Here is a 14,744-nt window from a genome sequence, read left to right on the forward strand (position 1 = left end):
GAATTATAGAAGAAGTAGTCAGANGTTCTACTAACTGCATTATCCCTCCTGTAAACATTTAACGAGCTGTTCTGCTTTCCTTTCTCAGTCTAAGATATTTTTAATTGTTTTCCTATGTTTTTCTATAAAATCAATAAAACTTTACAATACTGTAAGTGTGAACTATTGCTGTATACTTACTACCTTAGAGTGATGGTAATTCAGTTATTCCGAGCCATGTGAAAATCTTGGTTTTAACCCGATTGACAACTCCTAGTCAGGAATCTACGCCGATATATCCCGTGGAGTGTCAAAATTGGAATTATTTTATCTCAACGTTGCTTGAAGAACCGCGCTCTCCCGAAGGGGAGCGGAGGGATGGGAAAACCAATCAATCTTGCAGTTTTACAGATAATTTGTTAAAATAAAATTTTCAACCAAAAACCAAGGTTGAGATTACTATTGTTTTTTTCAAGTCCCGTCACCGAGGGGCACTGGTCGATTATTTATCGGACACAGAGGAAGCGTTAGGCTGGCATTGCCAGCATTTTCCAGTGAGGTGTCAACCCGCCCTGAGCCGTTCAGTCAGCGAGGGTCTGTTTGATTGGTGGATGGGAATCCCGCGCTGTCTCGCAGAGCAGCGTCGGGAGGATGTCAAATAGTACAGTTGTTTTTATCCCAATAAATATATGTAATGGGAAAAAATCAAAACCTCCAACCTGACTTTGAGTCATCCCTAATGGTTGCCTAGTCAAGAAAAAGAAAGGGCAAAATAAATACTCATGTGAGTTGGCCATAAATAAGTAAAAAAATAGCGCTTTGGGAATTGTTCTCAAAGCATTGCGTTAGCGAAGCGGCGCGTTAGCGCGATACCGCCTACGTTGATGGTTCTGCTGTCACGTTGCTATGAACAGTTTTCCCGATATTTTGCCGGGAATTGCCGGGATTGATGTATCTGCAAATTAAATCTAGTTTAATTTTTCTGAGAAAAAAATAGTAAAGGATTGAATAAATTACGGTATTCTGTGCTATACTTATAAATGTTTGAAAATTTAGGCTCAGTAGCTCAGTGGTTAGAGCAGGGGACTCATAAGCCCAAGGTCGCAGGTTCAAATCCCGCCTGAGCCATATATATAGTAATGGTGAAGATATATATTGTTTAATTTCCTTCTGTACTCTTCATAATTTCTCTAACATTACGACTGCACTACCAGCAAATTTTTATTGTGGCTATTTTAAAGCCCAGATTCCGCACGTCAAGTTGTAACACTAGAGTATTATAATAATTCGGTAGCTTAGTAAGTATTTATACTGTACGAATTATCTTTATTTAACTTTCTAACTCATCAAATTTTCAGGAAAATATTAAGCATAAATACTTACTAAATTGTTAACTTCTATTGACCAATACAATTTTTTTCTTAATGCATGACTTTTGACTGTCTTGAGTGCGTCTTATATCATGTCCGGATAATTAGTGATAAAAAAACTTTCTCCTTCAACTCCAGTTCTTCTTCTTTCTTCCCTCTTTCCTCCTGACTCCTGAGGACTGAGGACTGACTCCTCCGTAGTTATTTATTTATCACTGTTCAACCGGACATGATATTACATTCTGGAGGGGCTGTGTGCGGAATTACTTCCGCACTTTATACGCCCCGTAGGAAACCTCACCAATTAGCACTCGATGCATGACTTATATTTCTATGCTACATTTTGTCGTGCGGAATGTAGGATTTAAGTCAGCATTAACTAATAAACCTTTACCTGTTTGGTACATCCCACTATTGCTAAACCATTTCAGTTTTTACCATTAACTGGAATGGGAAACAGTTAACAGATGATGACTACAGCATATTTCACTATTATCTCAAAAATTGGATCGAGAATTACTTTTATGCTACTTTCTCTAACTTGTTTCTATTACTTGAGTATGCTTCTATTTATCAACTTTAGAGGGATAAAAAGCCTGAAAGAACTCTTTGTATACTGTTGTGGATAATCCAATTTTACCCAATAGTTGTTAACCTGCACCAAGTTTATTTTTTCAGTGTCGGGGTAAAGCAAAAATTTTTTTTGATCTTCAAGTTCTATCTATAGCAATATCTGAGCTGAAAATGAGGGAACTACTAAAGCTAGACAGGTTTAGCTTTTCTGTGGTATCATGAAAGATAGTGAGTATAAATAAGGTTAAGTTCAGTGACTCTTTGCTGATACAACTACTAAAAATTATCTGTAGTTTAGTCAGAGGAAACATTCAAATAAAATGAACGCCGAAAATAAAAAAGATGCATAAAAATAGACTTAATTAGCAACTGATTAACTGCATAAATAAAACTTTGATTTGTACGTCCACCTAGATATTTGAGAATCAGAATAGAATGATAGACCAAGTCAGAAAATATTTAATTGACTGAATTTGGTCTAGCAAAGTCTGAAAGGATAAATTCTAGGGTGTTTTTTTGTCATTGTAATTAAGGTCTAGTATGAAGAGGCAATATGAAAGAATTAAATAATCTCAAACCATAAATTTTCTTTTAGTTTTGAGTGTCAACAAGTTATTTTAAGGAGAATTAAATCATGACAGACGAATACCTGCGTGTGGGCCAAGAAGCTCCAGATTTCGCTGCTACAGCTGTGGTGGATCAGGAATTCGAGACAATTAAACTGTCTGATTATCGTGGTAAATATATAGTTTTATTCTTCTATCCCCTGGACTTTACTTTTGTTTGTCCAACAGAAATTACGGCATTTAGCGATCGCTACAAACAGTTTGAGTCACTTAATACTGAAATTTTAGGAGTTTCAGTAGACAGTGAATTTTCACATTTAGCTTGGATTCAAACAGATCGTAAATCTGGTGGAGTTGGAGATCTTAACTATCCACTATTATCTGACATTAAGAAAGAAATTAGTTCTGCCTACAATGTCTTAGATCCAGAAGCAGGTATTGCTCTGCGGGGACTGTTTATTATTGATAGAGAAGGTATTATTCAACACGCCACGATTAATAATCTTGCTTTTGGCCGTAATGTTGATGAAACCTTGCGTACTCTACAAGCTATTCAGTATGTACAGGCCAACCCAGATGAAGTTTGCCCTGCAGGTTGGAAACCAGGAGATAAAACTATGAATCCCGATCCAATCAAATCTAAGGAATTCTTTGCAGCTGTTCAAGAAATTGATTGAGGCAATCTATAAAGGTAAGCACTCAGCTATTAGCTGTCAGCTAGTCTCCTGAGTCGGAACTACGGACTTCAGCAACAAGACTCTCTCCTTAAGTACAGTGTTTAAATTAACAACTGACTTTAAGGACAAGGGAGCTAACTTTTGTAGTAAGACAATTAAATATTGCTTTTATCCTAAATTAAAAGCAATAGCTGATAGCTGATGGCTGTTTGCGCAGCATTCCGGAGGAAATGCTTACCTATAAAGTACCTAATAATTAGGGTTTGCTGAATAAAGTCTTTTGGTAGGGGGTAGAATCCAGCAATCCTGCAATCGGTGAATTCAGGAGGAATGGGAATTATAGAAGAAGTAGTCAGAAGAATCGTCCCAAGATTGTTCTGCCATAACCATCCCAAAATACTAGCTTTTTGAGATTGAGCGACCGAAAATATGCGCACTTTTTTCGACCAAAAAAGGCTAAAACCAATATCAGTTAATGCTTTGATACTTAATCAGCAAGCCCTAATTAAAAAAAATGTCAACTCCAACACTTTCATAGATATTCTGGATCTAAAAGTGTTGGAGTTGTAAATTTAAAGGAGATTTAAACACATTAAAGTTTAGAGTTTTAACTTTTAAATTAATCAAGATTATGCTAACTTCCTATGATTTTAGAGGTTTAATAAATCAACGTTTTGTTCAAAATTTATTACCTATTCCACCTATTAATAGTTTGGATAACGGAAAAAGAACGCCAGATTTTGAATTGCCAGATATCACAAATGGTAGATTAGTTCGTTTATCAGATTATTGGGAGGTAAAACCTGTAATAGTTGCTTTGACTCGTATCTTTACTGAGAAACAGTATTGTCCATTTTGTTTTCCTCATATTTTAGCTTTAAATAATAATTATGAAAAATTTTTAGAGCGGGGGATAGAAATATTAATGATTACGAGTACAGATAGAGAACAAAGTAAGGTTGTTGTCAGCGATCTAAGTTTAAAAATGCCTTTACTCAGTGATTCTAGTTGTCAGGTATTTAAAAATTATCGAGTTGGTCAAGCTTTAGGAGCACCTCTGCCAGGACAATTTGTATTAGATAAACAAGGTAGACTTAGCTATAAACACTTGTTTTCTTTTCTAGATCATAATGCTAGTGTCGAGGATTTATTTGATGTTTTAGATAGATATATATAGGGTTTGCTGAATAAAATCTTTTGCTAGGGATAGGAGTCAGTCCTCAGTCCTCAGTCCTCAGGAGAAATGGGGAGTTTAGAGGAGGTATAAGTAAGAATTGTCCCTCAATTTTTCTGTCCTTGATTTGCCTTTTATGCTAACTTTTTGAACGTTTTAGACTAAAACAAGTTCACTTTTTGGGAATCTCAGAAGGCTCAAACCTTTATATAGTAACTCTATTTTTTATAGACTAATCTCGGAGGTAAATTTAGCTTGTGGCGTTGAAATATAGTTTGATAGCCTGTTATCCAATTTTGATAAATGTTTGTTACAAATACAAATAGTAGAATTAAGAAACAGGGAAGACCGAAGTTGGAAAAATAAGTAGGGTTTGCTAAATAAAGTCTTTTTACTGGGGTAGGGGCGAGGGGTGGGTTGACTCCTGACTCCTCCGTAGTTATTTATTTATCACTGTTCAACCGGACATGATATAACAGTGATTTTTCGGCTGTGTGCAGGGCGTGAAAATCCTCACTTTTTTAACAATAGCTTGTGAAAAGTTCATACTTTTTCCAGGCATAAATTGCCTAAAACCAATATCAGTCAATGCGCGCGATATTTAATCAGCAAGCCCTAAGTATTTCTGTTCAAAATACACTTTTTATAGCATTCTTTTTTTTACTGGTATTAGTTATATACCCAAATTTTAACTGCAAATTTTGCCAATTTTCATTATGGTTAAGTATCTTAAGTTTTTCTGCAAAATAAGAGGGTGCATCTCATATTTGCAAAAATACTTTTCTCCTATATATTCCCTGTTCCCAGCTCCGGTGTTCCCTAAAAGCGATAAATTTTTGGCTTTATTCACGCATTGAGATGCACCCAAATAAGATATAGCAATATGATTTGAGTTGTGAGATATTGAAGGTTTTTGTTTTAGGGAATAGGGAATAGGGAAGAAACGAAGAGATAAGAATAAGATAACTGCTATATTCTATGCTTTAAAGGAACACCTCAATTCTCAGATTAGTATATATTAAATTGTAAGATATTGACTTTCTTTACACAAGGCTTTGCTAAATCCTAAAAATATAAATATTTTGTCTATACTAATATATATTTTTGACAAAATAAATATGGATTTAGCTATTTTTAACTAGGTTCAATAAATCATAAAAAATCATTATAAATTTAAGAGATATTGATATTATGCACCCAAATTTTTTATCTGACTCAGAATTAATATCTGAAAAGAAATTTTCTAAAATTTTGGCAGAAATATCTCTCAAAATTCGCCAATCATTGGAGTTAGACTATATCCTCAATACTGCTGTAGCAGTAGTACGAGATTTACTCAATGTTGACCGTGTTTTTATATATAAATTTCAACCAGATGGTAGTGGTATTGTTGAGGTAGAATCAGTTAGCTATCAATCAAGAACTATAATTAATGAAGTTCTGTACGATCCATGTTTTAAAGAAGATTTGATCGATCTTTATAAACATGGTCGTGTGAGTTCAGCCACAGATATTACTAACAGTAATCTACCAACTTGTTATGTAGAATTATTACTCAGATTTCAAGTACGATCTATATTAGTAGTACCTATTTTACAAGGTGACGATCTATGGGGATTATTAATTGCTCATCACTGTATTGATGCTAGAGAATGGCAAAATTCAGAAATTGAATTACTACAACAATTATCAGTGCAAATGGCAATTGCTATTCAACAAGCAGAACTTTATCAACAACTGCAAGAAGAATTGAAGCAACGTCAGCAGGCACAAACTAAACTAAAAGAAGTTAATAAACAATTAAAAGCAAAACTTACAGAAAATAAAATATACGCAGATATAGTTAAAAATATGCAGGTTGGTTTGCACGTTTGGCAGATGGAAGACCTGAATGATGTTAGTAGTTTTAGATTAAAAGCGACTAATCCTGCCGTTACTCATTTGACTGGATATCAAGAAAAAGAAATAATGGGTAAGCGAATTAGTGAATGTTTTCCTCACTTATTAAAGACTGATTTACCAGAAATTTATGCTGAAGTTATTCATTCGGGAAAAAATAGAGATTTGGGGGAAATTGAGTATTTTGAACAACGAATTCCTCATAGTATTTTTGCAGTAAAAGCCTTTCCTTTGCTTAATAATTGTGTGGGTATATTATTTGAAAATGTGACAGTTCGTCAAGAAACAGAAAATGAGCTTAAAAGACAAAAAAAGGTCATGCAAATGTTGACTACAATGAATCCTGATGGAATTTTAATTGTTGATACAGAGGGTGTAATTCAATTTGTTAATCCTGCGGGAGCATTGCTTTTTGGTCGTACAGAAGATGAACTAATTGGAAAAGCTTTTGGGTTTCCTTTAGTTGTGGGAGAAAGAGTAGAAATAGATATAGTCAGACCATTGGATGAATTGTGTGTAGAAATAGGAATGGCTGAAATGCGACTTGGCAATATAATTTGGGAAGGAAAAGAAGCTTATCTTGCTTCTTTTAGAGATATTACTGAACGAAAACGTACAGAGAAAACTTTACGAGAAATGAATGAAGCGATCGCTCAAGAAATTCAGGAAAGAGAACAAGCACAAAATCAATCTCAAGAAGCTAATAAAAAATTAACAAATTGGATCGAAGCTTTAGAAAGTCGGAATCAAGAAATTACTTTACTAAATAATATGATTGACTTACTTCAAGCTTGCTTTACTGTTGAGGAAGCTTGTCAAGTTATTCTGCCATTAATTCAAAATTTATTTCCTAATACTTATGGTTCGGTCTTTAAAATTAGTGATTCAAGAATGTTAGTTGAAGCAATTGCAAATTGGGGAGAAAAAATACCAGAAGAAACACTTTTTGCCCCCCATGAATGTATTGCTTTACGTCGGGGAGAAGTTCATTTTGTAGAGGATACTCAAACAGCTTTAACTTGTAAACATCTGCCACAACCATTACCTAAAACAACATTATGTATTCCGATTATGGCACAAGGCCAAGCAATTGGAGTTATTTCATTTTATTATCAAGAAAAAACTAAAATTACAAAAGAAGAACATCAATTAGCAATAACATTAGCTAAACAATTTGGACTAGCTTTAGCAAATCTAAAATTACAGGAAACTTTGAAAATTCAAAGCATTCGTGATCCTCTAACCGGATTATTTAATCGGCGTTACTTAGAAGAATTTCTGAATCGAGAAACTTATCGAGCTATTAGAACTGAAAAGCCTATTGGTATAATTATGATTGATGTAGATCATTTTAAAAAGTTTAATGATGAATTTGGTCATGCTGCTGGAGATATTATTCTCAAAAGTTTAGGATCTTTTTTAAAACAGAAAGTTCGAGATTATGATATTGCTTGTCGTTATGGTGGGGAAGAACTAATTATGATATTACCAGGAAGTTCTTTAGAAAATACCGCAAGAAGAGCTGAACAAATAAGGAAAGAAATCAAACAATTATCTGTAGAATATGATGGTATACTGCTAAGTTCTATTACTGTTTCTTTAGGAGTTGCCTGCTTTCCTGAACATGGCAAAACTGGGGAAAAGGTGATTCAAGCTGCTGATGCTGCTCTTTATCAGGCTAAATATGAAGGACGTAATCGAGTTGCAGTAGCTCCAAAGTATTGAACCTACATTCCGCACGACAAAACGTAGCATAAAAATATAAGTCAAAAGTCAAAAGTAAGAAGTCAAAAGTCAAAAGTCAAAAGTCAAAAGTAAGAAGTAAGAAGTAAGAAGTAAGAAGTAAGAAGTAAATTATAGTGGTCAATAGGAATCAATAATTCAGTAAGTAGGGCTTGCTGATTAAATATCAAAGCATTGACTGATATTGCTTTCAGCCTTTTTTGAGCGAAAAAAGTGCAAGGTTTTTTGGCTGTTGTAGCCTCAAAATGCTAATACTTTTCCCCTGAGTATCAAAAAATTTGGCCGTAGCAGATAGTCTAAACTGTTCCCTGTTCCCAGATCCGGTGTTCCCTATCATCACAATCAGACTTTTTCAGCAGACCCTAAGTATTTATGCTTAATATTTAACTGAAAATTTGACTTTTGAGAAGTAATTTATACAGTATAAATATTTACCAAATAATATAAATCGTATACTACTTTTAATGTTACAAATTGACGTGCGGAATGTGGGATCAAAAGTTTAAAACTACAACGCAAAATTTTTCGCTCCCTCCGTTCTTCCTTCTTCCTTCTACTATAAAATTGACTACTAGGTAGGTTTTAGAGAAAAAAATTTCTAATCGAAAAATACAAAAATCCACTATAAATTTCCTTATGAATCATCATAGTTACTGCTTTATGAAAAAATCTACCACGTCGCAGTATCCTTGAAAAATTGAGAAAAATTGAAACTAAAGTTCTTAGAAATCTTGTTGGAAATCATTCATACTCAGACAATTCATAAGAGGTTTGAGGAATCACATTTATATTACGATGAGAATAACGAGTAATGGCCAATAAAGGTAATGTCAGAGTCAGTACAGCGATCGCTGTTCCCAAAATATTTGCAATTCTTTGAGGAGGTTCATCGTCTGAGTAACTGACAGGTTGACTATCTGATTCCATATTGAGAAAGCTTCTAAAAAACTTAAAATTGTTAGTAGTAATACTTAGTAACAATACAAGTTGTATTATAAATACTTGGGGATTAGCCTCAACTTTTATTGTTAAGAACTATGATTTTTTTCAGTAACTTTGTCCTTAATCTCTTTAGCTGTTTGTGCCAGTACAAGAGACCTTTGACCCATACTTACAGGTAGTCTAGGTATATCTGCCAAAGAAGCACGAGATAAATCCAACAAAAGTTGACGGACTTTCCCTACCCATTCTAACGAATCTGGAGGAATAACTTGACCATCAGCTTTTTCTTGAATAATTTTTGCTTTCTGTGCTAGTGGTAGAGCTCTTTCTGCAAGTTCTTCTGGTAGTTTAGGCTTATCCGACAAGGAACTACGGACAATCTCAAACAATAATTGATGAACCTGATCTATCCACTCAGTATCTGAGTAGTGGGAATTAAAATTAGTCATAACTAGGGCTAGTTTGTTTCAAAATGAGAGCTAAAATTCTATTTTTATTTAGATAGAAATTGTTTACTTTTCAGTTAAATTCCAGACTCCATCCCAATTTTTTGGAGGAAGCTCGGTCTGGAATAGCTGACAACGACCAAGGTGCATCTTAGCCGCTTTGTTATTTGGATCGATTTTGATGACTTCTTTAAATTCAGCTGCAGCCATTGCAAAAGCTTCTTTTATAGAGAGGTCTGTTAAATTTTTTTCTTTAGATGGTCTTGAGTAATACTCTCGTCCTTGATGATAATGTTCAACTATAAGGTGTTGTTGCTCCGTTAACTCTTGCTTCAGCTCGCCTTCCTTAAAGCCTAACAATTCGTATATTCTCACGGGTTTACTTTTTCCCTTCACCGTAATTAGGTCTAGTTCCCGAACCCAAAGCATATCTTTATAAGGTTGATAAGTATTATCACTGATGACCAGGTCTGTACCATACTGTTTGCTTGTACCTTCAAGGCGAGAAGCAAGATTAACCCCATCTCCAATAGAAGTTAGCTCCATACGCTTACTAGAGCCAATATTACCACTAACTACTTCGTCTGAGTGAATGCCCATACCAATCTTGATGGCCATTTTGTTCTGAGCTACACGTTCTTCATTGAAAATTTTCAGGCGTTGGCGCATTTCTACAGCACTTTGCATGGCACACAAAGGATGATTTTCTAGAGGAGCAGGGGAACCAAATACTGCCATCAGGGCATCTCCTATATATTTGTCAAGAGTACCTTTGTATTTGAATACAGCATCTACCATCTCTTCAAAATACTCGTTGAGCATAGTAACAACCTCTTCAGCTTCCATACCTTCTGTCAAAGTAGTGTAGCTACGAATATCACTGAAAAGCACAGAAACCTGTTGACGTTTTCCTCCTAAACCAGTATCACCAGTTGCTAATAATTGTTCTGCAACTTCTGGTGTCATGTAGCGATACATCAAGTTTTTCACTTGTTTTTCTCCAGTAATGTCCTCCATCACTACTAAAACGCCATTAACTTTCTCAAGGTCGCAAACATCAATCATAGAGTTAATTGACAAATTAATACTTTGAGGAGGCAAATTTCCCAGGGGTAACAAAGTTTGATCTGGATAATACTGTTGATACTCTTTGCTATAGTTCGGAGAAAGGGCTAAATCTAGCCACTTAGAAAAATCACCTTCCTTGAGGCGTACTAATTCACTTACATATTTACCTGCTAATATCTCTGTGTCACTGATGCCTAGTAAATGCCTAGCACTTTCATTTGTAGCAATAACTTTGCCTTTTTGATCTGTAGATATTACCCCGTTTGTGAGACTCCGTAGAATATCCCTTTGTCTCTGTTGCTCTTGTTTAACTGTATCAAATAATTTAGCATTTTGGAGTGCCACACCTGCTTGGATATTAAAGGCCTTCATAAACTCTAAATCGTTGCGATTAAAACTGGCTTTCCACTGCTCCGGTGCTTCAGGCCAGTTGGCATGGTCATAGGGTGAATAATCTCCTTGTTTCTTCTTATTAATTAGCTGAGTTACACCAATTAATTCATTGTCAGCATTAAAAACAGGCATACACAATAAACTACAGGTACGATAACCTGTTTTTTCATCTGTTTCCTTGGCTGTAACTGAGTGGGTATCTTTATAAACGTCAAAAGGAATAAGTAGTGGCTCGCCAGATGTGGCCACCATGCCAGCAAAGCCTTTATCTTTAGCAATCCTGATTTCTGTTAGCTGGCCATTAATGGGGATTTTTGTCCATAGTTGACTTTTCTCGTTATCTATGAGCCACAAGGTACTGCGGTCTGCATTCATCAGTTCCTTGGCCTGCTCCATAACTTTTCCTAGAGTATCTTCTAAGTCTAGACTACTTTTGCTGAGGGAGTCTACAGCTTTCATTAGAGCTTCTGCTGCTCTCTGTCTTTGAGTTGCTGCATAAAATGATTTAGAAGATTCTAGAATTAGACTAATGGAAGGGGCAAATTCACGAAATACTCTTTCATCATCTTCGGTAAACCCATTGACATCTATTTTGTCTCCTAGTTGTTCATATTTTTCGTGGTCTGGTTTGAACTTGTTTAGGAGTTGGACAACTGCGATTAAATCCCCTGTTTCTTCTTGCAGTAATGGCATTACTACCATAGTGTAGGTACGATATCCATTCTGTTTGTCAAATTTCTGTGCTGAAGCGGAACGTGGATCGTCATAGAAATCGTAGGGTATGTTGATTACTTTTTTATCCTGAGCTGATTCTCCTGCTATTCCTACATTGGCTGGAATTCTTAATTCTAAGAGCTTCCCATCTGCTCCTTTAGCTACTGTTGACCAAAGTTCATTTTTTTCTTCATCTAATAACCAAATTGTTGTCCGGTCTGCGTTCAATAATTCTCCTGTTTTGAGAGTAATTGAGCGCAACATTTCGTGTAGAATTGCATCAAATCCTTGAGCCTCTAACAAATTGTTGAGCATTCCCAGGGTTTGGTTAACTGTCTTGAGCTTTTCTTCAACATCTTTAACCGCTTCCACAAAGGTTTCTTTTGTTAGGGGAGCTAGATAGCTTGAGAAACTAGACCCAGGATGAACTAATGCGCTAGTTTCGTTGACTTTTGAGTAGCTTTTGGGGTTATCTCCATTACTAAGATTAATTTTTGGATTATTATAAGTATCATTATTATTACCAGAGTAACTATGAGGGTTAGAAACCTCATGGTTAGGACCCTCTATAACTTCCACATCCTCTTTTGGGATTGTGTACTCTGTTGCTATTTGATTTGGAGATGCAGATGTCATAACGTTTTTATTAAATATTTGGATGCTCTTTCTATTAAGGCTTTTCAGTAGTTATAGCTCAGTTTGTTAATTAATATTAAGATAGAAGGTGAATAATTTTTTTAATCATCCATACCTGTAGTTTAGTCTAACATAATTAAATTTTTATTCTTCTCTCAATAAATTTATTATAAATATTTTTTTAGATAATGTTTGCTACAAAAGTTATAGGTATGAGCTTAGGGAGCATCTGTGTCTGGGAATATTTTTTTTTCTTTATCCCCCATTAATTGAATGCTTTTTCTTCAATAAGTATATTAGTTTTATAGTAGAGAAAGTTATTTTTTGCCCTTGTTAAATCTTTAATTAATAATTGTGAAAAACATCATTAATCAAAGTTTCATATTTATTTGCTACACCTTTGTATAGAAATAGAAGTAAGCAAGCTTTGATCTGTTCAAGTTATGCCCTCAAGTTTGATATTCATAATCTAACACAAAAAATCGCTATTGATACTATGGATAGTGTTATATCTAAGTTGATAATTCAACATAATCCACATGATTTTTTTGTGCCCTTTGTTAAAGTCAATTATTAATGTTATTTTATATCGTATTTTTAATAGAAGCAATCTTATGGACTTAAGATTCTCCTCTAGAACTAGAAATAGGTATAGTCAAATTTTGACTACGTTTAGTAGCAGCTTCAGTTAAAAGAGATTCTGCAAAAGCTATAGCCTCTTGAGCTGGCCTACCACTAGCTAGTTGTGCCAACTCCTCCCGCCGTTGATAATTATTGAGATTTTTAACTCTAACAATAGTCCGTACTTCAGAGTTTTGATTAGGTATTTCCTCAACTACTTGTTTACTGACATTAAAGTGATTATCAGCCATTGCAGCTACTATCGGTTGATGGGTTACGCAGAGGACTTGATGTTTCCGACTAAGTTGATGTAGTTTTTCTGAAATAGCTGCTGCTACTCTTCCTGAAACTCCAACATCTATTTCATCAAATACTAAAGTACCAGACCCTTCTATTTGAGAAAAACAAGCTTTCAATGCCAATAAAAATCGACTCATTTCCCCACCAGAAGCTATTGAATTTAGAGGTTGTAGTGGTTCACCAGGGTTTGGACTGAAGCAGAATGTAATCTGGTCAGCTCCTGTAATTGTTGGGTTAGTAGGAGTAATTTGTACCTGAAATTTCACTTTTTCCATAGCGAGAGGTTTTAATTCCTCTACTAAATGTGTCTCTAATTTAGCAGCCGCACTATGACGTTTTAAGCTAAGTTCGCTACATTTATCTTGTAATTGTTTTTGAGTTTCTAGATATACTTTTTCAAGTGCTTCAACAGACTCTCCACCATCTTGTAGTTCTTTGAGTTCTGCTTGTATTTTGTAATAATAATTAATAGCTTCTTCTAGGGTTGGACCATACTTGCGACAAATTTGTTTAAGCTCTTGAATTCTTTCTTCAACATCCTGTAATCTTTGGGGATCGGCTTCTAATTCTTCGCCATAGCTACTAATTTGTCGGCTAGCTTCAACAACTTGAGATAAAGCCTCATTAATCATTTCTAATATAGGTTGTAATGTGGAGTCGTAGTTTACCATATCGTTTAATATAGTTTCTGCTTCTCCAAGGAGGTCTGCTGCGGCTGAATTATCTCCTTCATTTTGATATAAAGCTTGATATATTTGATAGCTTTGATGTTGAAGTTCAACTGCATGACTAAGACGTTGACTTTCTTGTGTTAGTTGTTCTAATTCTTGAGGTTCAGTAAGATTAGATTTATCTAGTTCTTGTACTTGGTATTCTAATAAATCTATTCTTTGTAAACGTTCCTGTTCTGACTGACGACGATTTTCTAATGCTGCTTTGGCTTTTTGAGCTTTTTGGTAGGCAATACTTACTGCTTCTCGGCATTTTAGTAGGGGATGACTACCATATAGATCGAGCCATTCCCTTTGGAGATTGGGATTTCCTAATTGTAGAGTTTGGCCTTGGGCTGTAATTTCTAATAGGCGATCGCGCAGTTGGTCCATTATTTTGCGATTGACCAGAATACCATTGAGACGAGACCTAGTACGGAGAGAAGTTTGGGCATAAGTAATTTCACGACTACAGACCACTAATGTACCATCCACTAAATCTATTTCTTGGTTTCCTAACCATTTAGCCAGGGATGAGTTTAGCTCAAAGGTTGCTTCTAAGATAGCTCGTTTAGTTCCTGTTCGGATTACACGACGGTCTACTTTACCGCCCAGAGTTGCATCAAGAGCATCTAGGATAATGGACTTACCAGCACCTGTTTCTCCTGTGAATACATTTAGGCCAGAGCTTAATTCTAGGTCTAGATGGTCTATAAGAGCAAAGTTATTAATGCGAAGGGATATAAGCATTTATTCAAGGAAGAAGGAAGAAGAAAGAAGGAAGAAGGAAGAAGTGAAGATTAAATGTTTGCACTTTACTTTTATCCTGTTTCGGTCAAAAATAATTTTTGAGTTTATGGCTTGAATCTCTGAGTGACATACTCCCAGACTGATTCTTGTAATCAGTGTAGGCTTCTGAGCGACTCTACTATG

Annotated in this window: 7 protein-coding genes and 1 tRNA gene; 4 read left to right on the forward strand and 4 right to left on the reverse strand. The window is 35.2% G+C overall.

The features are described from left to right. Window positions 1-1,034 precede the first annotated feature (1,034 nt). From F6K54_RS03105 to F6K54_RS03120, 4 genes are all read left to right on the forward strand, one after another. Window positions 1,035-1,107 (forward strand) — tRNA-Met (locus F6K54_RS03105). A gap of 1,449 nt (window positions 1,108-2,556) precedes the next feature. Continuing rightward, window positions 2,557-3,165, forward strand: a complete 609-nt coding sequence (locus tag F6K54_RS03110; RefSeq protein WP_293074301.1) for a peroxiredoxin — start codon at window positions 2,557-2,559, stop codon at window positions 3,163-3,165. Window positions 3,166-3,796: 631 nt separating this feature from the next. Continuing rightward, a complete protein-coding gene (locus F6K54_RS03115) occupies window positions 3,797-4,342 on the forward strand; it encodes a redoxin domain-containing protein (protein ID WP_293074304.1) in 546 nt (181 codons plus the stop codon). Between the two features lie 1,188 nt (window positions 4,343-5,530). Then, window positions 5,531-7,963, forward strand: coding sequence for a diguanylate cyclase (locus F6K54_RS03120; protein ID WP_293074307.1), 2,433 nt, complete (start codon window positions 5,531-5,533; stop codon window positions 7,961-7,963). A 759-nt stretch (window positions 7,964-8,722) separates the two neighbouring features. Here the strand turns inward: F6K54_RS03120 and F6K54_RS03125 are convergent. The 4 genes from F6K54_RS03125 to recN form a co-directional block, all read right to left on the reverse strand. Continuing rightward, a complete protein-coding gene (locus F6K54_RS03125; RefSeq protein WP_293074310.1) occupies window positions 8,723-8,908 on the reverse strand; it encodes a hypothetical protein in 186 nt (61 codons plus the stop codon). Window positions 8,909-9,009: 101 nt separating this feature from the next. Further along, on the reverse strand, window positions 9,010-9,372 hold the full coding sequence (locus tag F6K54_RS03130) for a hypothetical protein (protein ID WP_293074313.1): 363 nt from the start codon (window positions 9,370-9,372) through the stop codon (window positions 9,010-9,012). A 63-nt stretch (window positions 9,373-9,435) separates the two neighbouring features. Continuing rightward, a complete protein-coding gene (locus tag F6K54_RS03135) occupies window positions 9,436-12,180 on the reverse strand; it encodes an adenylate/guanylate cyclase domain-containing protein (protein WP_293074316.1) in 2,745 nt (914 codons plus the stop codon). Window positions 12,181-12,800: 620 nt separating this feature from the next. Continuing rightward, a complete protein-coding gene (gene recN / locus F6K54_RS03140; RefSeq protein ID WP_293074319.1) occupies window positions 12,801-14,561 on the reverse strand; it encodes a DNA repair protein RecN in 1,761 nt (586 codons plus the stop codon). Window positions 14,562-14,744: the final 183 nt, after the last annotated feature.

Origin of the sequence: Okeania sp. SIO3B5 (assembly GCF_010692555.1) — a bacterium.
Taxonomy (GTDB): Bacteria; Cyanobacteriota; Cyanobacteriia; order Cyanobacteriales; family Microcoleaceae; genus Okeania.

Bases quoted from the DNA above. Each gene is read 5' to 3' on its own strand.
- F6K54_RS03110 (WP_293074301.1), top strand. From the start codon at position 2,557: ATGACAGACGAATACCTGCGTGTGGGCCAAGAAGCTCCAGATTTCGCT.
- F6K54_RS03130 (WP_293074313.1), bottom strand. From the start codon at position 9,372: ATGACTAATTTTAATTCCCACTACTCAGATACTGAGTGGATAGATCAG.
- F6K54_RS03115 (WP_293074304.1), top strand. From the start codon at position 3,797: ATGCTAACTTCCTATGATTTTAGAGGTTTAATAAATCAACGTTTTGTT.
- recN (WP_293074319.1), bottom strand. From the start codon at position 14,561: ATGCTTATATCCCTTCGCATTAATAACTTTGCTCTTATAGACCATCTA.
- F6K54_RS03120 (WP_293074307.1), top strand. From the start codon at position 5,531: ATGCACCCAAATTTTTTATCTGACTCAGAATTAATATCTGAAAAGAAA.
- F6K54_RS03125 (WP_293074310.1), bottom strand. From the start codon at position 8,908: ATGGAATCAGATAGTCAACCTGTCAGTTACTCAGACGATGAACCTCCT.
- F6K54_RS03135 (WP_293074316.1), bottom strand. From the start codon at position 12,180: ATGACATCTGCATCTCCAAATCAAATAGCAACAGAGTACACAATCCCA.